Source organism: Enterococcus lactis (assembly GCF_015751045.1).
Taxonomy (GTDB): domain Bacteria; phylum Bacillota; class Bacilli; order Lactobacillales; family Enterococcaceae; genus Enterococcus_B; species Enterococcus_B lactis.
Genome location: NZ_BNJW01000012.1, coordinates 12,261 through 32,984, shown reverse-complemented (window position 1 = coordinate 32,984; position 20,724 = coordinate 12,261). Strand labels below are relative to the sequence as shown.

The 20,724-nt window shown below is 39.2% G+C and carries 22 protein-coding genes and 1 other RNA gene; 6 read left to right on the top strand and 17 right to left on the bottom strand.

Annotated elements, in window-relative coordinates:
• Positions 1-5: 5 nt before the first annotated feature.
• Positions 6-1,298, bottom strand: a complete 1,293-nt coding sequence (gene hisS / locus KFO35_RS07930; protein WP_156272267.1) for a histidine--tRNA ligase — start codon at positions 1,296-1,298, stop codon at positions 6-8.
• Positions 1,299-1,692: 394 nt separating this feature from the next.
• On the opposite strand from hisS, the gene KFO35_RS07925 reads away from it, so the two are divergent.
• The gene (locus KFO35_RS07925) at positions 1,693-2,640 is read left to right on the top strand and encodes an aldo/keto reductase (protein ID WP_002315646.1); all 948 of its coding nucleotides are present in this window, start codon (positions 1,693-1,695) and stop codon (positions 2,638-2,640) included.
• A gap of 87 nt (positions 2,641-2,727) precedes the next feature.
• On the opposite strand, the gene KFO35_RS07920 is transcribed toward KFO35_RS07925, so the two are convergent.
• The 7 genes from KFO35_RS07920 to KFO35_RS07890 all read right to left on the bottom strand — a co-directional run bounded on the left by KFO35_RS07920 (position 2,728) and on the right by KFO35_RS07890 (position 9,911).
• Positions 2,728-3,987, bottom strand: a complete 1,260-nt coding sequence (locus tag KFO35_RS07920; RefSeq protein WP_156272269.1) for a cytochrome P450 — start codon at positions 3,985-3,987, stop codon at positions 2,728-2,730.
• A 170-nt stretch (positions 3,988-4,157) separates the two neighbouring features.
• Positions 4,158-4,604 carry a D-aminoacyl-tRNA deacylase gene (gene dtd / locus KFO35_RS07915; RefSeq protein ID WP_002291377.1) on the bottom strand — a complete coding sequence of 149 codons (447 nt, stop codon included), beginning with the start codon at positions 4,602-4,604 and terminating at the stop codon, positions 4,158-4,160.
• Positions 4,605-4,615: 11 nt separating this feature from the next.
• Positions 4,616-6,829: a RelA/SpoT family protein gene (locus tag KFO35_RS07910; RefSeq protein ID WP_002315645.1), complete on the bottom strand. Its 2,214-nt coding sequence runs from the start codon at positions 6,827-6,829 to the stop codon at positions 4,616-4,618.
• A 231-nt stretch (positions 6,830-7,060) separates the two neighbouring features.
• A complete protein-coding gene (locus tag KFO35_RS07905) occupies positions 7,061-7,825 on the bottom strand; it encodes a 16S rRNA (uracil(1498)-N(3))-methyltransferase (RefSeq protein ID WP_002315644.1) in 765 nt (254 codons plus the stop codon).
• Positions 7,826-8,773 carry a 50S ribosomal protein L11 methyltransferase gene (prmA, locus tag KFO35_RS07900; RefSeq protein ID WP_070704457.1) on the bottom strand — a complete coding sequence of 316 codons (948 nt, stop codon included), beginning with the start codon at positions 8,771-8,773 and terminating at the stop codon, positions 7,826-7,828. It lies immediately after the preceding gene.
• Positions 8,774-8,785: 12 nt separating this feature from the next.
• Positions 8,786-9,274, bottom strand: a complete 489-nt coding sequence (locus KFO35_RS07895; protein ID WP_002315642.1) for a DUF3013 family protein — start codon at positions 9,272-9,274, stop codon at positions 8,786-8,788.
• Entirely contained in the window at positions 9,240-9,911 is a 672-nt protein-coding gene (locus KFO35_RS07890; RefSeq protein ID WP_024634688.1) for a DNA-3-methyladenine glycosylase, read from the bottom strand. The genes KFO35_RS07895 and KFO35_RS07890 overlap by 35 nt, the downstream gene beginning before the upstream one ends.
• Before the next feature lie 137 nt (positions 9,912-10,048).
• Between KFO35_RS07890 and KFO35_RS07885 the strand changes: the two genes are divergently transcribed.
• The 4 genes from KFO35_RS07885 (at position 10,049) to KFO35_RS07870 (ending at position 12,506) form a co-directional block, all read left to right on the top strand.
• On the top strand, positions 10,049-11,335 hold the full coding sequence (locus tag KFO35_RS07885; RefSeq protein WP_002315640.1) for a replication-associated recombination protein A: 1,287 nt from the start codon (positions 10,049-10,051) through the stop codon (positions 11,333-11,335).
• Between the two features lie 71 nt (positions 11,336-11,406).
• Positions 11,407-11,601: non-coding RNA, 6S RNA (gene ssrS, locus KFO35_RS07880), on the top strand.
• A 77-nt stretch (positions 11,602-11,678) separates the two neighbouring features.
• Positions 11,679-11,963, top strand: coding sequence for a hypothetical protein (locus KFO35_RS07875; RefSeq protein ID WP_002291361.1), 285 nt, complete (start codon positions 11,679-11,681; stop codon positions 11,961-11,963).
• A gap of 72 nt (positions 11,964-12,035) precedes the next feature.
• Positions 12,036-12,506, top strand: a complete 471-nt coding sequence (locus KFO35_RS07870; protein WP_002291356.1) for a universal stress protein — start codon at positions 12,036-12,038, stop codon at positions 12,504-12,506.
• A gap of 253 nt (positions 12,507-12,759) precedes the next feature.
• Here KFO35_RS07870 and KFO35_RS07865 read toward each other — a convergent pair whose 3' ends face one another.
• From KFO35_RS07865 to comGA, 9 genes are all read right to left on the bottom strand, one after another.
• Positions 12,760-13,944, bottom strand: coding sequence for an acetate/propionate family kinase (locus KFO35_RS07865; protein WP_002291355.1), 1,185 nt, complete (start codon positions 13,942-13,944; stop codon positions 12,760-12,762).
• Between the two features lie 24 nt (positions 13,945-13,968).
• On the bottom strand, positions 13,969-14,976 hold the full coding sequence (locus KFO35_RS07860) for a class I SAM-dependent methyltransferase (RefSeq protein WP_025477305.1): 1,008 nt from the start codon (positions 14,974-14,976) through the stop codon (positions 13,969-13,971).
• Positions 14,977-15,147: 171 nt separating this feature from the next.
• Complete coding sequence (gene comGG / locus KFO35_RS07855; RefSeq protein ID WP_025477304.1) at positions 15,148-15,507, bottom strand: competence type IV pilus minor pilin ComGG; 360 nt, start codon at positions 15,505-15,507, stop codon at positions 15,148-15,150.
• Complete coding sequence (gene comGF / locus KFO35_RS07850; RefSeq protein ID WP_002328904.1) at positions 15,479-15,904, bottom strand: competence type IV pilus minor pilin ComGF; 426 nt, start codon at positions 15,902-15,904, stop codon at positions 15,479-15,481. The genes comGG and comGF overlap by 29 nt, the downstream gene beginning before the upstream one ends.
• Positions 15,867-16,214 (bottom strand): hypothetical protein, encoded by a 348-nt coding sequence (locus tag KFO35_RS07845; protein ID WP_002315634.1) that lies wholly within the window; start codon positions 16,212-16,214, stop codon positions 15,867-15,869. Before KFO35_RS07845 ends, comGF begins: the two co-directional genes overlap by 38 nt.
• The gene (comGD, locus tag KFO35_RS07840) at positions 16,186-16,656 is read right to left on the bottom strand and encodes a competence type IV pilus minor pilin ComGD (RefSeq protein WP_002291349.1); all 471 of its coding nucleotides are present in this window, start codon (positions 16,654-16,656) and stop codon (positions 16,186-16,188) included. Before comGD ends, KFO35_RS07845 begins: the two co-directional genes overlap by 29 nt.
• Entirely contained in the window at positions 16,631-16,909 is a 279-nt protein-coding gene (comGC, locus tag KFO35_RS07835) for a competence type IV pilus major pilin ComGC (protein WP_002309938.1), read from the bottom strand. Before comGC ends, comGD begins: the two co-directional genes overlap by 26 nt.
• Positions 16,906-17,955, bottom strand: coding sequence for a competence type IV pilus assembly protein ComGB (gene comGB, locus KFO35_RS07830; RefSeq protein ID WP_002315632.1), 1,050 nt, complete (start codon positions 17,953-17,955; stop codon positions 16,906-16,908). Before comGB ends, comGC begins: the two co-directional genes overlap by 4 nt.
• Positions 17,912-18,841 carry a competence type IV pilus ATPase ComGA gene (comGA, locus tag KFO35_RS07825; protein WP_024634693.1) on the bottom strand — a complete coding sequence of 310 codons (930 nt, stop codon included), beginning with the start codon at positions 18,839-18,841 and terminating at the stop codon, positions 17,912-17,914. The genes comGB and comGA overlap by 44 nt, the downstream gene beginning before the upstream one ends.
• 131 nt (positions 18,842-18,972) lie before the next feature.
• On the opposite strand from comGA, the gene ade reads away from it, so the two are divergent.
• Positions 18,973-20,700, top strand: coding sequence for an adenine deaminase (ade, locus tag KFO35_RS07820; protein ID WP_025477302.1), 1,728 nt, complete (start codon positions 18,973-18,975; stop codon positions 20,698-20,700).
• Positions 20,701-20,724 lie beyond the last annotated feature (24 nt).

Here is a 20,724-nt window from a genome sequence, read left to right as displayed (position 1 = left end):
TCCTCCTACTCGAATAAAGTCATTTCATCATAGACTTCATCAAAATGCTCATATATTTCTTCTAATGGAAAACTTTTTTCTTTTCGGCTTGCCATTGCTTTGACATTGATCGTTTGGCTAGCAAGCTCATCTTCACCGATCACCAATACTAATTTGGCATTCGCTTTATCTGCTGTCTTAAATTGTGCTTTTGCTTTACGGTTCATGAAGTCGCGGTCAGCTGAAAAACCGAAGTTTCGAATCGCTTGGACCACTTTCAATGCTTCGATATTTGTTTCGTCTCCGAGTGCGACCACATAAGCATCTAACTCATTAAATGCAGGGATAACTACTTCCTCTGCCTCCATAGTCAAGAGTAATCGCTCGATACCTATTGCAAATCCAAAGCCAGGTGTTGAAGGACCACCCAGTTCTTCCACTAGATTGTCATAACGTCCGCCTGCGCAAATCGTTGCTTGTGCCCCCATTTTCGGTGCGTCACTCATGATTTCAAAAATCGTATGCGTATAGTAATCTAATCCGCGAACCATGTTACTGTCGATTTCATAAGGAACAGCCAATGCATCCAGCATGGAAACAACGGTATCAAAATGTTTTTGAGCAGGTTCGCTTAAATAATCTAAGATAGATGGCGCATCTGCTACAAATTTTTGATCTCGTTTGTCCTTACTATCCAACACACGCAATGGATTTTCGTGAAGACGGCGTTTAGAGTCTTCACTCAACTCTGCTTCAAAAGGTAAAAGATAATCGATTAATGCTTGACGATAGGCTTGACGTGTGTCTTTATCACCCAATGAATTGATGACTAGACGGATTTGCGTGATTCCCAACTGTTTGAAGAAATCGAGTGCCATCACCATGCTCTCCACATCTGTTGCAGGATTCTCTGATCCAAATGCTTCTACTCCGATCTGATGGAATTGACGTAACCGTCCTTTTTGCGGACGTTCGTAGCGAAACATTGGTCCCATATAAAAAGTTTTGAACGGTTTTGCATACTCTGGACCGAATAATTTATGCTCAACAAAAGAACGAACGATTGGCGCTGTACCTTCTGGTCGAAGCGTCACATGACGTTCCCCTTTGTCATAAAAATCATACATCTCTTTTGAAACGATATCCGTCGTATCACCTACACTGCGGGATATCACTTCATAATGTTCAAAAATCGGTGTACGCATTTCATTATACTGATAATCTCTGAACAATAAACGTGCTGTTTCTTCGACAAACTGCCATTTTTCTGATTCGCCTGGCAAAATATCATTTGTTCCTTTTGGTCTTTGGAAACTCATAGTTTTCTCTCCCTTTCTTAGCTATGTAAATAAAAAAATCACCCTTGTTCATCATGAACAAGGGTGAATGAAATTCATACACGGTACCACCTAATTTTGAAAGATTTCTCTTTCCTCTTACGAATAACGCTCGTACGCGGGACGGCTTTTCACTCGTCCATCTCCAGAGTGTCTTTGGGCTAATGAAACTTTGGATCATTTTCAGCCTCGATGATCCTCTCTTGTAAAGTTTCAAAAACTTACTCGCTCTTTCATTGACATTTCGATATTACTTATAACCTACTAAAAACCAATCTCAAAGTCAAGAGTTATCTGACTATTTTCCCTCACAAAAACGTTTTAGTTCAGCTTTTTGTTCTTTTGTTTTAGACTAGAAAAAAAGGAGGAATCAGCTATGGCAGAAATAAGAATCGGACATTCACAAGTCTACGCAGAACAGCTTGGACTAGGAGCAAATGCCGTTGGGGGACACAATCTTTTTGACGGTTTGGAAGACGAAACAGGAAAACAAGTGGTTCGTACAGCTTTGAATAGCGGAATCAATTTGATCGATACCGCCTATGCTTATGGAAACGGCCGTTCTGAAGAACTGATCGGTGAGGTATTGAAGGAAAAAGAATATGATCGTTCACGTATCGTCATTGCTACAAAAGCTGCTCATGTACCAAATAAAGGACGAACATTTGACAATTCACCCGAGTTTCTCAAACAATCGGTGGAAGACGCACTGAAACGTCTGCAAACTGATTACATCGACATTTTTTATATCCACTTTCCGGATAAAAGCACCCCAAAAAATGAAGCAGTTGCTGCATTGCATGAATTGAAAGAAGCAGGAAAAATCCGAGCAGTTGGTGTATCGAACTTCACGTTAGAACAATTGAAAGAAGCGAATACAGATGGATATGTCGATGTAGTAGAAGATAAATACAGTTTGATCCATCGGCAGGCTGAAAAAGAATTATTTCCTTATCTTGAAAAAAACAAAATCAGCTTTGTCCCCTATTTTCCTCTTGCTTCCGGTTTACTGACAGGAAAATATGAACGTGGTCAGGAAAAACAATTCAGCGAAGGAGATCCTCGAAAAAGCAATCCGGATTTTCAAGGAGAACGTTTCAAAGAAATTTTAGCCGCTGTCGACATACTTCGCCCCATTGCTAAAAGATACCAAGCTACCCCTGCGCAACTTGTTCTAGCCTGGTATATGAAGAATCCGAGAGTGTCTGTAGTCATACCCGGAGCTAAACGTCCAGAGCAAGTCTCTGACAATGTCCAATCTTTAGATTTGCATTTATCCAGTGAGGATTATCAAACCATTGATGAAGCATTTCACGGATTTTGAGCAATTGACCTTATCCACTTATAGTAGTATGAAAAAAGGAAGATCAAACATTGCTGATCTTCCTTTTTTCGATAAGTTTATACTAATCTAATTCTTATAAAGTAGCGCTCGGCTGTTTGGATAAGTCGGAAACTGATTGAATGGGATCGTCCAGTCTTGTTCAGGTACAGAGAATTCAAACTTGTTTACTAACTGATCGGAAAACACACGTAGGCTGTGGAGAGTGATCCATTCTCCTGCGCAGCGATGCATTTGTCGAAAATCTCCTCCACCTTGTGCAATCATCTCATATTCTTCTTTATATGAAATATCTTTTGCTTTTCCTAAATATCGTTTGATCATAAAGGAATCTGGTGCTTCAATCGTTCGTTCATCATGATCTGTTCCATATAAATCTAGAATGACCCAACTATCTTCTGGTATACGATAACCATCGACTTCTACTTCTTTCAGAGAAATCGCAGGTAACATCGGAAAGAACGGATAATAGCGTCTCATTTCTTGAATGAACGGATCTTGCAACGTAGAAAAGTCGTTTTTCAATTGTTGGTACAAATCAGGTCTGCTGAAAAGCGCGTGTCCCATCAACGCCGCCCATACAGTCAAAGCAACTGTCGGACGGATGATATTCAATAATTCAACAGCTGCTACTTCCAGAGGCAAAAGCTGTCCGTCTAGATCTGTGGCATTGGCAAATGCATACAATGCCACATTTTCTTTTCCAGCCACAGGATTTTTCCGAGCTTCCTCAATCAAACTTTGCGCCCATTTCTCTGATTTCTTGCGATTTTCGACACCTTTTATGTGATCAATCGGAGAAGTAAACGTTCCGTTGATCATGGAGATTTGATATTCTGCTAATTTTTCGACTTCATCCTTAGAAAGCAAAGATAAATTGATACCTGCCCACTCACAAATCGATGTAAAGAAAACCATCTTGCTTAAATCAAATAATTCAAATTGACCATGCTGTGTTTCAAGTGCTTGCGTCAGATTCTTATCTAAGATACGATGATAATCTTCCATTCTTTCGGGGGTCATCAGATCCATAAAAATATTTTTCCGATGATGATGGGCAGCTCCATCCAAAGTCTGTACTCCACCTTGACCAAAAAGTGTCTTCAACACTAATTTTGGCATAGCACCTTTTCGTTTGAAATTTCTTGGGTCATAAAATATTTTTGCCGCTGACGATCCGTAGATCACAATAGCTTCTTTATTGAAAATCTTTGCTTTGACAACGGGAGCGTCTGCTTCATGACGTAACTCCTCCAACATGTTGTATCCCTTTTGATACAATCTTTTTAGATCCGTGATTTTGACATCTACTACTGGTACTTCTTTCATCTTCAGCAACCTCCTAAAAATAACTTGTATAATTTAAGCTTAACTTTTTTTCTGACTGCTGACAAAAGAAGCGCTTTTTGTAGACGAGAAAAAAGTCGCTTAAGTTAGCGTTTTTCAGTCTAACTTAAACGACTTGATTTATATTTCTTATTGATGAAAACCAACTGACTTTATTTGTTTTTAGAATCAATAATAATCGTTACAGGTCCATCATTGACGAGAGAAATCGACATATCTGCTCCGAATTGTCCGGTAGCGACTGTGATGCCGCGACTTCTGATTCCTTCATTGAACGATTCGTATAAAGGAATAGCTATTTCTGGTCGTGCGGCTTCCACAAAACTTGGTCGATTTCCTTTTTTCGTATCCGCAAATAGTGTGAATTGAGAGACACTTAAAATTTGTCCTCCTACGTCTTCTACACTAATATTCATTTTTCCTTGATCATCTTCAAAAATACGCATTTGTGCGATTTTTTTTACTAGATATTCCACATCTTTTGGCGTATCTGTTTCATGGATACCTAATAAAACGAGTAGGCCACAGCCAATTTTTCCAATCTCTTGCTGATCAACTGACACTGCCGCTTGACTCACCCGTTGAATGACTGCTCTCATATCTGGCCCTCCTATCCATTCGTCCGGCGTACACTGTAGACATCAGGTACTGCTTTGATTTTATCCACGATACTTTTTAGGTGGGACAAATTCTGGATACCAACCGTCAAATGGATTGTCGCCATTTTATCTTTATTCGTCCGAGCTTCGACGCTGTTGAGATTTTTCGTCAGCGCATTGACTGTTTGAAGTACATCATTCAATAAGCCTGAACGGTTATAGCCGTAGATTTCCAAGTCTGCATCATACTCTTTTCGTGTATTCGATGTATCTTCCCATTCGACTTCAATCAAACGTTCTGCTACATTTGGTTTATCAGGCTGAACATTCGGACAATCTCGACGATGGATGGATATCCCTCTGCCTTTAGTGATGTAGCCAACGATATCATCACCAGGAATCGGATTACAGCATCGGCTGATACGAATCAGTAAGTTTTCTACCCCTTGAATGACAACGCCACCTTCATGACGTACTTTCATTTTCTCAGGTTCTTTTTTCGGCTGATTCATGATTTCTTCTGCTTCTTGCTTTTGCTGCTCGATTTTTTGTTCTTTCCGTTCTTTTTCTGTCAGACGATTGGCCATCGTCAAAGGACTGACTTCCCCGTATCCTACAGCTGCATATAAATCATCTTCTGATTGATAGTTAAAACGATCAAGTGCTTCTTGAAGTTTGTTTTTTGTCAAAATATCTTTAGGTGTAAACCCTAAATCTGTAATACACTTGACCACAGACTCGTGACCTTTGATCACATTTTCTTCCCGATCTTGTGCTTTGAAGAAACGCTTGATCTTATTTCTTGCTTTGCTAGTTGCCACCAATTTCAACCAGTCACGACTTGGACCAAATGAATTTGGAGAAGTCATGATTTCTATGATATCCCCGTTTTTTAATTTGTAATCAAGTTGCACCATTTTGCCATTTACTTTTGCACCAGTGGTTTTATTACCGATATCTGTATGGATACTGTATGCAAAGTCCAGTGGTCCAGATCCTTTTGGCAGCTCAGTAACGTCTCCTTTGGGCGTGAAGACATAGACTTTATCACTAAAGATATCTCCTTTTACACCTTCCATAAATTCAGAGGCATCATAGCTTTCATCTTGGAGTTCAAGTATCTCATGGAACCAGCTTAATTGTTTCGTCATACCATCTGGTTCTACTTTTTCATTTTTTCCTTCTTTATACGCCCAGTGCGCAGCCACCCCAAATTCAGCAATTTCATGCATTTCCTGTGTACGGATTTGGATTTCTACTGGATTTCCTGCCGGACCAATCACTGTAGTATGCAAAGATTGGTACATATTAGCTTTTGGCATGGCAATATAGTCCTTGAATCTGCCAGGCATTGGTTTCCATTTTGTGTGGATCGCACCTAATACAGCATAACAATCCTTGATTGAGTCTACGATTACTCGAATAGCTAGCAAGTCATAGATTTCGTTGAACTGCTTTTTCTGGTCTTTCATTTTACGATAGATCGAATAAATATGTTTTGGCCGTCCATAGATCTCTGCAAAAATCCCCAGCTCTTCTGTTGCTACTCGAATATCCTCAACAGTACCATTCACGTATTTTTCACGTTCTTCTCGCTTCGTCTGCATCAAATGAACGATACGGTAATACTGTTTTGGATTAAGATAACGAAGTGCTGTATCTTCTAATTCCCATTTGATTCGGCTGATACCTAAACGATGTGCAAGAGGTGCATAGATTTCTAAAGTTTCTTGAGCAATCCTTCTTTGCTTATCTTCCCGCAGATGTTTCAACGTACGCATGTTATGTAGTCTATCAGCTAATTTGACCATGATAACGCGTAAATCTTGAGCCATTGCCAGCAGCATCTTTCGATGGTTTTCTGCTAGCTGCTCTTCGTGGGATTTGTATTTTATTTTCCCTAATTTGGTTACTCCGTCTACTAACATAGCGACATCATCGCCAAATTCTTCTCTCAGATCTTCTAAGGTGACTTCTGTATCTTCAACAACATCATGCAAGAAGCCAGTAGCCACTGTATGGGGGTCCATTTTTAAATCTGCTAATATACCTGCGACTTGGATAGGATGGATAATGTAGGGTTCTCCTGATTTTCTAAACTGTCCGTCATGTGCAGCAGTCGCATATTCGCATGCTTTCTCAACAAATGCTACATGTTCGGGCCCCATATATTGACTAACGAGCTTTATGACACCGGGACCCGTTAAAATTTCTTCTTTTGGCACAGGAATCGATCCCCCTTTCTTTTTCGGTAAAACAGGAATCGGGACAAATATCTGTTTGATAGTTGCCCCAAAATCCGTGAAGTTATACATTTTTTTACGGAAATGTTCGCTTTTAAAAAGCTTTTTCAAACAATTTTTCGTATTCATTGTACAAATAATTGTTTCTATTATACAAATTGTTCCCTATTTTTTCAATTCTTTCCGTCGATACTCTTTTATTGTTGAAAAACGTTAGCTATGAGAGGGATCCATTAACTCCCATTGATAGCTAGCAGCACTTAATAAATAAAGAGGCGCTGTTTCTGTACGAAGGATTCTTGGTCCTAATCCACATAGTATCCCTTTGTGTTCTACGAAATAATCGATTTCCTCGTGGGATAAGCCGCCTTCTGGTCCAAAGACAGCTAAGATTCGACTGCCCGGTTTTGTTTCACTAAGAATTTTGGCTACATTTGATTTTTCGCCTTGCTTTGCTGATTCCTCATAAGCAACCAAGACCATGTCATAATCATCTAGCCGTTCAAATAAGTCACGTTTCGTTTCCAGTAACTCTACTGAGGGCACGATTTGCCGATGGGATTGTTCTGCTGCCTCTTGGGCAATCTTTTCAAGCCTTTGTTGTCGCTTCATGCGTTTCTTTGCATCCCATTTAACCACAGAGGCTGATGCCGGAAACCCAAGAAAAGCTTGTGCGCCTAATTCAGTGGATTTCTGAATAATCCAATCCAACTTTTCTCCTTTAGGATAGCCGCTCGCTATGGTTATCGAACTTGGCAATTCCTTTTGGTTTTCTTCTTTTTTAATTTCTTTCAGATAAACAGCATCTTCGGTGATTTTTGTGATTTCTGCAACAACGGCTATCTGATCATTGAATGCCAAAAAAACTTCATCTTTCGGTTCCATTCTCATAACCCGTACAATGTGATGATAGGTTTCCCCTTTTAAAATAAAATGGTCTTTTGGTTCATACGATTCTTTCAAAAAATATCGCTGCATCTATTCCACCTCTGGTTTTTTCAAAATAATTGCATACCAGTCTTTTTGTTGGAAAATTTGGTCCACGATGAATCCTTGTTCTATCATAGCATCTAGAACCATTTGCTTCTTCTCTTCAATGATTCCTGAAACGATCAATGTCCCTGTTTGTTTTAGTAAACGCCAAGCATCCGGGATCATCAATAAGATGATATCTGCTAAAATGTTCGCAACGATTACATCACTTTCAATCTCGATTCCTTTCAAAAGATCATTAGCTGATACGTGGACATCTTTGGCTATTTCATTCATATCCATATTTTCTTTCGCTGAACGAACGGCTACTTCGTCTAAATCAAAGGCATAGACATCTTTCGCACCAAGATATTTTGCTGCAATACTTAGTACACCCGAACCAGTTCCAACATCTAGCAATGTTTCGCCACCACGCAATACTGTTTCTAGTGCTGTCAATGTCAAAGAAGTCGTCGGATGGGTGCCTGTTCCAAACGCCATACCTGGATCTAATGTAATGATTTTTTCTAGAGGATCTTCTGTCTGATAGTTTTCCCAGCTTGGCGCAACCGTCAGCATTCGCGTAATACGCACCGGATGATAATATTTCTTCCATGCTGTTGCCCAATTGCTTTCCTCTACTTCGCTAACAGTTACTTTGTTTTTTCCAATCGCTAGACCAAACTCAGGCAATTGCGTGATACGATCTTTGATAAAAGGCAAGATTTCCGGTAAAAAAGTCGTTTCTGGAAAATAAGCCATGACTAGCGCGCCTTCTTTCAACGATGTAAAATCATTTTTATCTAAAATTTCACCATATTGATCCGATTGAAAATGTTCAACATCTAAAGAGTCTTCAATCGCAACACCACTCGCTCCTGCCTCCATCAAAATATTAGCGACCGCTTCGACTGCTTCACTTTCGGTTTCTACTCTTACTTCATTCCATTTCATGTCTGTCACTCCTTAATAACTTGGGTACGGTAAATAAGTCTCTGTTTCATTTTGCTGTTTTGCTTCTACTAACTCTGCTAGTTTCTGATTATCCCAATGGAGTTCGAATACAGCTTCGTCATCATCTTCATCTAAAAAATCAAGCAAATCACTTTGCCCTTGTGCTAATACTTCATTCAAATATTCCACTAAAGAATCAGCTACTGATTTTGCCAACCCTTTTTTTCCTTCATAGGGGATTGCTGCTAGATAATTTTGTTCATCAAAAACAGATTTCTGAGGATTAAAAAGGAGTACGCTATCTTCAAATTCGATAATTGGTTCTTGCGAAACAATCCCTTCTGCATCATCAATCTCAAATTGTGCTTTATTTTCCGCAAACAAACGAACAACGATTTCGATCGTATGATTTTTTGTATCCCAATCTAAAGCCACATCATAGTCCGTCACTTGTTTTTCGATTATTTCATCTAAGTATGTTAATAGATCCTTCTTTTTCATTTTCTTTCCTCCAACCCCAATCTTCCTCGATTTGGTTTTTTCTTTGTAAAGAGATATATGGATTGCCAGACACAACAAAACGCAACGGCTTTTCTGTCCATTCCCCTTTGTTCGGGATACCGATCCTAGGCAAAGCATCGATTTTTTTTGGTATCTTCTTTTTCTCAAAAACTAAACGTAATGAACTATCTGCTATAGACTGACCGTAGAGTTCTTGAGGAATTGCTAATGCTTCCACTAATTTTCCAGGACCGTTGCTGATATCTGGACCAGTTTTTCCACCACGATTTTTACTCATTTGTTCAATCATTGCAGCTGGTTCGATTGCACGTATCATTACTCCTTGAGGAATCCCTTCTGGCTGAGTGATGATGTTCAAAATCCGATGAGTATGCATCGTGTAAAGGTAGATCGTACCTGGTTTTTCATACATTGCCCGCACACGTGGTGTTCTTCTTAAACCATAGCTATGGGCGGCCTCGTCTTCTGGACCTAGGTATGCTTCCGCGTCTACAATATATCCAGCTAATCTTCCTTCTGGTGTGTCATGCTCCAAATACATCCCCAATAAATCCCGCGCTACTTCCGGCGTCGTTTTATTCCAAAAAAATTCATCTATCTTTTGTTTATCCGTCATTTTTCTCACCTACTTTATCATACACAATATTAGTTGGATAAGCTATGAAAACAAAACAACAGAAGGCTGTTCTTTCTAGCTATATTACTAAATATGTTATAATTAAGGAACGTAAAAACAAGAAGGAGGAAAATCCTATGCAACAGCCATTGGCTTATCGCATGCGACCTCGAACGATCGATGAAGTCGTTGGTCAGCAGCATCTAGTCGGTGAAGGAAAAATCATACGCCGCATGGTCGATGCTCGCATGCTCTCTTCCATGATTTTATATGGGCCTCCTGGTACTGGAAAAACGAGTATCGCAAGTGCGATTGCCGGTTCTACTAATTATGCATTTCGCATGCTGAACGCTGCTACAGATTCAAAAAAAGATCTGCAGGTTGTAGCGGAAGAAGCTAAAATGAGTGGTACTGTGATCCTCTTATTGGATGAAGTACACCGATTAGATAAAACAAAACAGGATTTTCTGCTTCCTCATTTAGAAAGTGGCCGAATCATCTTGATCGGAGCGACTACTGAAAATCCTTATATTACTATCAATCCAGCGATCCGCAGCCGCACACAGATTTTTGAAGTCAAGCCATTAACAGAGCAAGACATCCAGTTGGCAGTGGAACATGCCTTAAAGGATAAGGAACGCGGTCTTGGTCAACAAGCAATTCAGTTAGATGAAGAGGCTCTTCTTCACCTTTCGCGTGCAACGAATGGCGATTTGCGTAGTGCATTGAATGGATTGGAACTGGCTGCACGATCGACTCCTCCAGATAAAGAAGGAAAGATTCATCTTACTCTGTCGATTATCGAAGAATGTGTCCAAAGAAAAGCTCTTACCCATGACAAAAATGGAGATGCTCATTATGACGTTATTTCAGCGTTTCAAAAATCGATTCGCGGAAGTGATGTGGATGCTGCCCTTCATTATCTCGCCCGTCTAGTTGAAGCAGGTGATCTGGCAAGTATTTGTCGTCGCCTGATGGTTATCGGTTATGAAGATATAGGTTTAGGCAATCCTGCTGCTGCTGCGCGTACAGTAAACGCTGTATTAGCTGCTGAACGATTAGGGTTACCTGAGGCACGTATCCCGCTAGCAGATGTCGTCGTTGATCTTTGCTTGTCGCCCAAATCCAATTCTGCCTATATGGCATTAGATGCAGCACTTGCTGATATTCGAGAGGGCAAAGCTGGAGATGTTCCCGACCACTTGAGAGATAGCCATTACAAAGGTGCGAAATCCCTCAACCGCGGTGTGGGTTATCAGTATCCTCATCATTTCGATCATGCTTGGGTCGATCAGCAATATTTACCAGATAGGCTAAAAAATGCTCAATATTACCAGCCAAAGGATACAGGAAAATATGAACAGGCGCTAGGTCAACAGTATTACCGCATAAAAGAGTGGAAAAAACATCCCCCAAAAAATTAAACAAGAAAACGGTTCTATTTCTGCGAGCTCTCTCATTGCTCTTTTTAAATTCATATGCTACTATAGAGATGGGAAATCTGTGATGTTCGAATTGTCCTCTTTGTGTGTTGACCGAACATTTTTATTGATATCTTGGGACCCGTCTTGTGTCACTGCTGGTAACATGCCTTATCATTTGGTAGTTCGAAGCTACGACCATGGGACCCACCTGCTTGAATTCGCGGGATCAATACTACAGGACAAATAACGGCATTAACGGAGATTACCATCTTTTAAAGAATAAAGCAATTTGCTCTTGGCAAATTGCTTTTTCTATTTGTTGCTTATTTTGGAGGATTTGTTCATGATTAGGATTTTGATGATTATCGCCACTTTACTATTATTATTCGTTAGCTATTATTTATTTAATAAACAGGATATCTTTTTTGTATTGATCAAGAAAAATGACAAAAATCAAGGATTCCTACAATTTTATGGAGCTGCGTATGCTGTTTTAGGCGTTATGGGTATTTTAGCCGCTTTTTTCAATCAACGCTTCATCGCTTTGATCTTTTTATTGATCGTGATTCTCGTTTCTGCCACCTTCAGTATCCGCTTTGCAAAAAAAATTGCTGAACCAAAGCAGTAAATAATTCTCTTTTTCCACAAAGTGTTCTACAATAAAAGAGTACAACACGATTGACTTGAGGAGTGAATGCTTATGTTACAACAATACAAAAAAATCATGGTTGCCGTGGATGGTTCTGATGAAGCTGAATTAGCTTTTAAAAAGGCGGTCAATGTAGCTATCCGAAATAACGGAGAACTTCTATTAGCACATGTCATTGACACACGTTCTTTCCAAACCGTTTCATCATTTGATGGAATGTTGGCAGAACAAGCTACTGAAATGGCAAAGCAAACATTGGCAGATTATGAAAGCAATGCGAAAAAAGCTGGCTTGAATAATGTAACCTCTGTCGTAGAATATGGCTCACCAAAACAACTGATTGCGAAAGAAATCCCAGAAGATAATCAAGTAGACTTGATTATGTTAGGAGCTACAGGATTGAATGCTGTAGAACGTTTATTTATTGGTTCTGTTTCTGAATATGTTATTAGAAACGCGGCTTGCGATGTGCTTGTTGTTCGAACTGATTTAGAAAACCAATTGCCTCCTAAAAAAGACTAATTGATGAAAAGCTGTGTTTCAGAGGGGATCTCAAAAGTAAAACTTTTGAAGATCACTTGTCTGGACACAGCTTTTTTTGTTCTTCAAAAAATAAATTCGCTTATTGAGCGTCTTTCCTCTCACGATTCAAAGAATACTTGGATTCACTCACTTCTTTATATTCAGATCCTTCTGTGTAAAAAATAAATAAGCATGTCCTCTTAGAAAACGGATATAAAATTATCCATTTTCTAAAGAGAACACGCGTGTATTTTTAGCCGCGCAAACGCTCCACGTCACGGGCAATCATTAGTTCTTCATCTGTTGGAATCACTAATACTCTTACTTTTGATTCTTTTGTAGAGATATCTACTTCTTCACCATGCAATTCATTCAACGCTGGATCGATTTCACAGCCAAACCAAGACATACCTTTAATGATTTCATTGCGTACATGTCCGTCATTTTCGCCGATACCAGCAGTAAAGACGATTGCATCGACACCATTCATCGTTGTCACGTATCCGCCGATATATTTTCGGATGCGATCCACGAAGATATCATAAGCTAAACGAATGTGTTCTTTTTCATAGTTTTTTTCAAGATCACGCATATCGCTAGACAATCCTGTTAGGCCTAGCAAACCAGATTTTTTATTCAAAACATTGATCATTTCATCAATATCAATCTCTAATTTTTCCATTAAGTATGGAAGAACAGCTGGATCGATATCGCCTGAACGCGTACCCATTGTCACACCAGCTAATGGCGTGAATCCCATAGAAGTATCCATGGATTTACCACCATTTACAGCTGTGATTGATACTCCGTTTCCTAAGTGGCAAGTAATGATTTTTAGCTCTTCAATCGGTTTGTTCAATAATTTTGCTGCACGTTCCGATACATAACGATGGCTTGTGCCATGGAAGCCATATTTTCTTACTTTGAAATCTTCGTAATAAGACACTGGCAAGCTGTATAAATAATTTTGCTTTGGCATTGTTGAGTGAAAAGATGTATCGAATACAGCTACGCTCAAAATGTCAGGTAAAATCTTTTTAAAGGCTTTGATTCCCATCAGGTTAGCAGGATTATGCAAAGGAGCAAATTCTGCTAATTCAGCAATGCGGTCCATTACTCCCTCATCGATCACTACTGAATCCCCATAAGTTTCTCCTCCGTGAACAACGCGGTGCCCTACACCGGTGATTTCATCATAAGAACTTAAAATTTGCAGTTCAATCAACTGATCTAACAGCATTTTTACTGCTACTTCGTGGTTTTCGATATCCATGATTTGTTCGAATTTTTGACTATCGCCGTACTTGATCGTAAAAATAGAATCTTGTAAACCGATACGTTCGACGATCCCTTTCGCAACTACGGTTTCTTCTGGCATTTGATATAATTGCCACTTCAAACTTGAACTCCCAGCATTGATTGCAATTGTTTTAGACATATGACTCTCCTTCTCGTTGAATGATTACAGAGCAGATGATTTCCAGTTTTTAAACTCGTTGAAAAATTCCGTCACCTTCTCTGGTTCTTTTAGTGAAGCAAGTTTCACAAGCAGTACTTCTTTTACTTGTTTTGCTTGTGGTCCTTTTTTCTGTAAGATCAAAATACTTTTTTGTGATTGTTTGTTGCGGAACAACTCATCTGGCAATTGAATCATTCCTTGAAGATAGCCTTCTTCTTTAAACCATTTTTTGATTTCTTCGCTTTGATCCGTTTCTAAAAAACCGCTTGGCATCAAAAACAAACCAAAACCATCCGGCTTCACGTATTTCATTGATTGCTCCAGCAATAAATGATGTGCATAACTGTGGCCTTCTTCGGTACTTGTTAAAAATTCTTTTGCTTTTTCGTCATTCGGATAATAACCGATCGGCAAATCGCTGATTGCAAAATCGACAGGATCGATTAATAAATCCTGCAACCCGTCTTGATGGAAGTATTGAACATTTGCTTGTGTCAAATCACTTGTAGAAGCTGCCACAGCCAACAATGTATCATCAATATCCACACCAAATCCTTCTGTTTGATACCCCGCATTCGATAGGTTTAAAAGAACTGTTAATAACAAGTTGCCCATTCCTGCCGCAATATCCAGAATCTTAACTGGTTCCTTTTTATTTGTGTATAGTTGTTCAATAAGAAAAACAAATAAAAAACCGATACTATCAGGAGTGAGTTGATGGTTCGCCTGCAGATGTTCTGTCTGGTTGCCCTTCAATAAAAGCAGTTGAGACAATCTGCGCCATTCTTCTGGCTCGAAAGAAAGTTTTTTCAACTCTTCATAAAGAGCTGTGATCCGTTGTGCTGTCTCTTTTGCCGGCACTCCATCCACCACACGTACTTGATAATCATCTATTAGATTTTCTGCATTTTCGACATAGGCTTCTAAAAAGGAAGTTCCCAATGCATTCTGTAAAAGCTGAATAGCTTCCAGGTTCTGATTGAACCCTTGTTCCATTTTTTCTGGTAACATGGTGCACCTCATTTCTAGATATATTATAACAATTTTTTCACCTGTTTAATTCTATCGAACAATTGACAAAATTTCAATCGTTTTCACTGTTTTTTATTTGTGAAACGGCAAACATTTTTTTATTAAAAACAGTGTTATAACAGAAAAGAGGGCGTTTTCACGAACAATTCCTCATTCTGTACCAGTATCTGTATCATTTTTTACTTCTTCTATGAATCGAAAGATAAACGGCGAGACTTCTACCTCCAAGAATAGAGACTGTTGTACCCATTGATATGTTACAGATCCAGTTGTGTAGTAAAAAATCCCTTCCGACTTCTCAACAAGTATAGACTGTTCCGATAGAGCCATCTGTTTCATTATTTTTGCTATATAATAATTTTTTATTCGTATATTCAGATCTATTGACAAACGATAGCTTTCTAATGCTGCCGTTAATAAAAACGTACATAAAAGAAATAAAAGCAACACAGAAAATAAAATAGAGCCCTTACAACATTTTCTATTGATCGTTTTTTGTCCATATGGCATATCCATCTTCTCCATTTTCAAAGTGTACATAAAAAGAAATTGTGTGTTCTTTTTCCAATAATTGAAGCTCAGTGATGCTTGTTAACATAGGTTGATGCCCGCCGGAAGTTCTTCTTTTACGTATCATCGTCTGATATCTTTCGATGATGTACTGTTTATCCTCTACAGTGTAATGCAATTGCTGATTTTTCACGGAAACATTGTGACTGCTGTTAAGTTCCTCTTCTAATTGTGCTAAAAATATCAGCCACTCTTTTTGATCTTTACGCTGCAGAAAGTCACTTACTTGGATGGTTTGCTGGATCAAAAGATTGAATGACAGCAATATACTGCTTACTATCATTAGTCCGATTAGACATTCAATCAGCGTAAATGCCGGGATTTCTTGTTTTTTCAATATTGATTGCTTCTTTCTCCATATTGACAAGCACTTTTTCGATTACTCCATTATTTTCGACAATTTGGATATCGTACATAATCATTTCTTCACTTCGCTCTGGTCTTTTGTGATATATCCGCTGTGTCTTGGTATCTTCGTAAACCATTCGAATAAGTAGCATTTCCTCCCCGCTGTTCTTTTCTGCCTGAAGTAAAAAAAGCTGACCAAAACTCACTAAGTACACACAGACGGAAGCAATCATCAGCGCTGTAAGGGACTCTAATAAAATAAACCCTTTTCTATTCAATTCTTTTTGTATAGCGTCCACTCCCCATCTGGAATTGATACGTAATCGTTTGCCCTTTTTCTTCCCAATAAAATTGATACGCTTTTAGTGAACTTTCATTTCCAGTTCCAGCCGCAAAAGTGATGGAAGCATGGCGTTTCAAGGTAATCTCATCAGGAATATCTAATACTTTCCAGCTCGCTTCATCGGGTTGCGACATACGAAAAATGATCTGATTTTCGTCATTGTTCCAATAAAAACCTGTTTGGATTTGGTTCACAATAGCGATTTTTTGAGTGGTATAGATTCGTTTTTCAAACTGGCTGAAAAATTGATAGACTGCCAATTCATTCTTCCATGCAGAAAATGCGAGAACTGGAAAAGAAAGGATTGTTGTAAGCAATAAAATCAGTAAGAGTGACTCAAACAACGTATATCCTGATGCTAATGTTTTACCTTCAAGGTCGCTGGTAGATGTCTGCATGTTCTCGTTTGATATAGCCTTCATTCAATAATTCCTCCACGGTAGGGATTCTTCCATTGTTTTGAAGCGCGTAGAGCTCTTTTTGTGTGTCTACCAACTGAATGATTGCTTCACGACTTTCTTGGTCTACATGATTCCTATAACGTGACAAATTAGGAACGAACAACAATACTAGTACACTGATGATCAGTAAAACGATCAGCATTTCGATTAATGTAAAACCGCTATAATAAGGTGTTCTTTTCTTTTTCATGGCAAGACCTCCTCGATACTTCCATAAACAGGTAATAAAACAGCAGCATATACCAGTAAAATCAAAACCGCTACGCCCAAAAAAATAATTGGCTGAATAAAATGCAGCCAGTGCTGAAGTCGTTTGAAAAGCTGTTTTCTTGTCCATTCGCTGTAAAATATCAGTTCTTTCCCTAAATTTCCTTTTGCCTCTCCCTGCAAAATAATCTTGCTGAATTCTTCAGATAGAAAACGGTAATTCTGGAACTGATCAGCTAATGGTATACCTGCCTCCAATCCTTGTATCATCTTGGAAGCAAGGTGTTGAATCAGACTTTCTTGTTTCGTCTCCTTCAAGCAAACGATGATTTGCCTTAATTCGAAGCCTTCATGAAAAAGTTTGCCAATCTCTAGCGACAAATAAGCAGATTGATACAAGGAATATATCGGCCCAATCACCAATTGTCTGCTGATCCATTCACTCCGATCAATAGGAGACAATTTCATCAGCCGATACCTTACTAGAAAAGTCAATAAAGCAACCACGAGGATAAATAGTAGAACGTACCAGTGAAAGACTTGTATCAGCTGAATCCCCCAATGCTCTTCCATAACCATCCCTGAACCAATAAGCTGAGGTAAAACGAGCAAACGCATACTAAATAAGATACCTAGCAAAAAGGTGAGCAATAGCATCGGATAGGCAAGCAGCTTTTTCAAATCATTGCGAAATCCTTCGACCAGACGAAACTGTTTGGCAATTTCCAACAAAGTTGCCGGCAGATTCCCGTGAAGTTCAGCTAATTCGATCTGTACCAGTTGTTCTGCTCCATACCCTGTTTGCGAAAGTACTTCACTAAACGGTTGTCCTTCCTTTAGCTGATGTTGGATGTTTGCCAAAATAGCAGGCTGGAACGAACGGATCGTGAGTAATAAATAAAGGGATTCTTGCAAACTAAAACCAGTTAAAAGCAGTTCTCCCATGGTTTGTGCAAACTGGTTTTGCTGGCTTCTTGTCAGTCCTTTAGAATAGTTCTGACTGCCAAGTTTTTTTCTGAGCTTCTTCATAGCTTTCCTCCCATGATTTTTTTACTGGTTCTTCCTCCATAAATTGATAACTCCACAAGACAGAAGGATGGTGATCGGCATCTTCCAAAAGTTCTTGATAAATGACTCCAGCTAGACATTCAGATAGCTCTTCTTTTTTCTTTGTTAGTTCATGGATTCTGATCAATGTACCTTCAAGATTGCGTGCATGTACGGTTGCGAATACCCGATGTCCCGTTAGTGCAGCTCTTACCGCAGCATGTGCAGTTGATTCATCTCTTATTTCGCCAATGATCAACAAATCAGGGCGATGCCGTAATGCGAGCTTCAAAAGTGTGTCATAAGTCTGTGCTATTTTGGGATTGATCTGCAATTGCAGAAAGAATGGTTCTTCGATCTCTACAGGATCTTCAATCGTGATTACTTGCCGTTTTTCTTTCAAAGCTAACCGATACATCAATGACGTCTTGCCTGACCCGACTGGTCCGCTGAATAGATATAATCCACGTCTAAAGGTTTTCTGCAAAATAGTTTCAAAATCTAGAGAATTAAAGCAACGATGAGGTGTTTCAGAAATACCGTATAATAGCCGAATCACTAAGCTTTCTCGTTGAAGGTAATCTCCTACAGAAGACAGTCGTAACCGAACCTTCTGTTTTTCTAAAGAATAGGTCAATGCACCTAATTGAGCTTTTCTTTTTTCTCCGATATCCATTTGTCCCAAATACTTAAATCTTGAAATCAATTGCTGGCCATCTGCCGAAGATACTTCCTTCCAGAATGTTCGTTTTTTTCCATAGCGAAAATAGATGTAAAATACTTCTGAAGCTGGCAAGACATATACGTCTTGGGCATGTTTGGCGAAACTTTCACTTATCATTTGATCGGATAATCGTTTTATTTCCATTATTCTCCCCTCCACAAAAAACATACGTCTTTTTGAACTTTTTGTTTCAAATAAAATGAATTTATTAAAAAACATTGGCAAAAAACGAATTTATGTTATACTTATAAAAATTTATCTTGGGAGGCATTCCATTGGAATCAACATTAAAGAAATACATCGAAGTAGCAAGTAAAAAAAAGCCCGCTGATCTAGTGATCAAACAGGCTAAGATCGTCAATGTCTTTACGAAAGAGATCATGGAAAAAGATGTAGCGATTTACGAAGGAATGATCGTAGGGATTGGTGAATACGAAGGAAAAAGCGTACATAATGCTAAGGGGCAATATCTAGTACCAGGATTCATTGATGGCCATGTGCATATTGAAAGTTCACTTTTATCACCAAGTGAATTTTCAAAAGTATCCTTGCTTCATGGAGTCACTACTGTAGTAACAGACCCCCACGAAATAGGAAACATCGCTGGGAGTACTGGTCTTCAATTTATGATAGAAGACGCAAGACAAACGCTTATGAATATTTTCTTTATGCTCCCTTCTTGTGTACCTGTCACCCCATTTGAGACAAATGGTGCAAATCTAAATGCCAAAAATCTGGCACCTTTTTTACAAAATCCCGAAGTTTTAGGTTTAGCTGAAGTCATGAACTATCAAGCAGTAGCAAATAATGAAGCAGATATCCTAGAAAAGATCCAGTTGATGCACCAGCATAAGAAAAAGATTGACGGACATGCAGCTGGTATCGGCATGGAAGAATTAAATGTTTATCCCGCAGCAGGTATTCGGACGGATCATGAAGCTACAACTGCAAAAGAGGCTAAAGAACGTTTGGATCTTGGTATGTATTTAATGGTTCGAGAAGGGACCGTTGCAAAAGATCTGGCCTCGCTACTACCGGCGATCACGCCTGATAATTCAAGAAGATGCTTCTTTGTCACCGATGATAAACTCATCAATGATTTAGTTAAAGAAGGATCGATTGACCATATCGTCCGTCAAGCTATTTCAATGGGAATTGATCCGTTACAGGCAATCCAGATGGCAACATTGAATGCAGCAGAATGTTTTGATTTGAAAACACTAGGTGCGATTGCTCCTGGGTATCAAGCTGATTTCTTCTTAACAGACGATCTTACCAAGCTGCCAATTCATGAAGTTTTCTATAAGGGAACATTGGTCGTCCAATCTGGTCAACTCGAAGACCATTTATTTGCTGATCATTCAAATCCATATACATGCTGTCTACCAAACCTAAATGCTCAACCATTGCATCCTCGTTCGTTAGAGCTGCTTCTCCCTTCTTCACAAGCCCATGTGATCGAAATTATCCCGAATAGTCTCGTCACGAACGATTTGGTAGAAAAAGTGGACCGACAAGGCGAACGATTCATTCCTTCAATCGAAAAAGACCAATTAAAGATTGCGGTGATCGAGCGTCACCATCAAACCGGAAATATTGGGTTAGGCATCGTAAAAGGATTTCAGCTGAAACAAGGGGCGATAGCGACAACGATTGCTCATGACTCTCATAATCTAGTTGTCGTGGGAACAAATGATGAGGATATGCTGTATGCTGCTAATCTTTTGATTCAAAAAGGTGGCGGGATGACTGTTGTCAACAAACAGAAGGAAATAGCTTGTCTTCCTCTACCGATAGGCGGCATCATGACACAGGAACCTTTTTCGCTCGTCAATGAACAGCTGAATGAATTAATAGCTGAAACACATCAACTAGGGGCAGCTAAAACCTTTGATCCTTTTTTGACACTTTCTTTCTTAACCTTATCTGTCATACCCGAATTGAAGATCACCGACAAAGGATTATTTTCATTCTCTCGATTCCAATTGATTCCACCTTGTTGAAAACCGAGGAAATAGGTATATCTT

Coding starts and splice junctions, on each gene's coding strand:
- KFO35_RS07870 (WP_002291356.1), top strand. CDS start 12,036: ATGTTACAACAATACAAAAAAATCATGGTTGCCGTGGATGGTTCTGAT.
- comGB (WP_002315632.1), bottom strand. CDS start 17,955: ATGAAGAAGCTCAGAAAAAAACTTGGCAGTCAGAACTATTCTAAAGGA.
- comGD (WP_002291349.1), bottom strand. CDS start 16,656: ATGCAGACATCTACCAGCGACCTTGAAGGTAAAACATTAGCATCAGGA.
- comGC (WP_002309938.1), bottom strand. CDS start 16,909: ATGAAAAAGAAAAGAACACCTTATTATAGCGGTTTTACATTAATCGAA.
- comGA (WP_024634693.1), bottom strand. CDS start 18,841: ATGGAAATAAAACGATTATCCGATCAAATGATAAGTGAAAGTTTCGCC.
- prmA (WP_070704457.1), bottom strand. CDS start 8,773: ATGAAATGGAATGAAGTAAGAGTAGAAACCGAAAGTGAAGCAGTCGAA.
- KFO35_RS07875 (WP_002291361.1), top strand. CDS start 11,679: ATGATTAGGATTTTGATGATTATCGCCACTTTACTATTATTATTCGTT.
- KFO35_RS07925 (WP_002315646.1), top strand. CDS start 1,693: ATGGCAGAAATAAGAATCGGACATTCACAAGTCTACGCAGAACAGCTT.
- KFO35_RS07920 (WP_156272269.1), bottom strand. CDS start 3,987: ATGAAAGAAGTACCAGTAGTAGATGTCAAAATCACGGATCTAAAAAGA.
- hisS (WP_156272267.1), bottom strand. CDS start 1,298: ATGAGTTTCCAAAGACCAAAAGGAACAAATGATATTTTGCCAGGCGAA.
- KFO35_RS07890 (WP_024634688.1), bottom strand. CDS start 9,911: ATGACGGATAAACAAAAGATAGATGAATTTTTTTGGAATAAAACGACG.
- dtd (WP_002291377.1), bottom strand. CDS start 4,604: ATGAGAGCAGTCATTCAACGGGTGAGTCAAGCGGCAGTGTCAGTTGAT.
- comGG (WP_025477304.1), bottom strand. CDS start 15,507: ATGCCATATGGACAAAAAACGATCAATAGAAAATGTTGTAAGGGCTCT.
- KFO35_RS07905 (WP_002315644.1), bottom strand. CDS start 7,825: ATGCAGCGATATTTTTTGAAAGAATCGTATGAACCAAAAGACCATTTT.
- KFO35_RS07860 (WP_025477305.1), bottom strand. CDS start 14,976: ATGTTACCAGAAAAAATGGAACAAGGGTTCAATCAGAACCTGGAAGCT.
- KFO35_RS07865 (WP_002291355.1), bottom strand. CDS start 13,944: ATGTCTAAAACAATTGCAATCAATGCTGGGAGTTCAAGTTTGAAGTGG.
- KFO35_RS07895 (WP_002315642.1), bottom strand. CDS start 9,274: ATGAAAAAGAAGGATCTATTAACATACTTAGATGAAATAATCGAAAAA.
- KFO35_RS07885 (WP_002315640.1), top strand. CDS start 10,049: ATGCAACAGCCATTGGCTTATCGCATGCGACCTCGAACGATCGATGAA.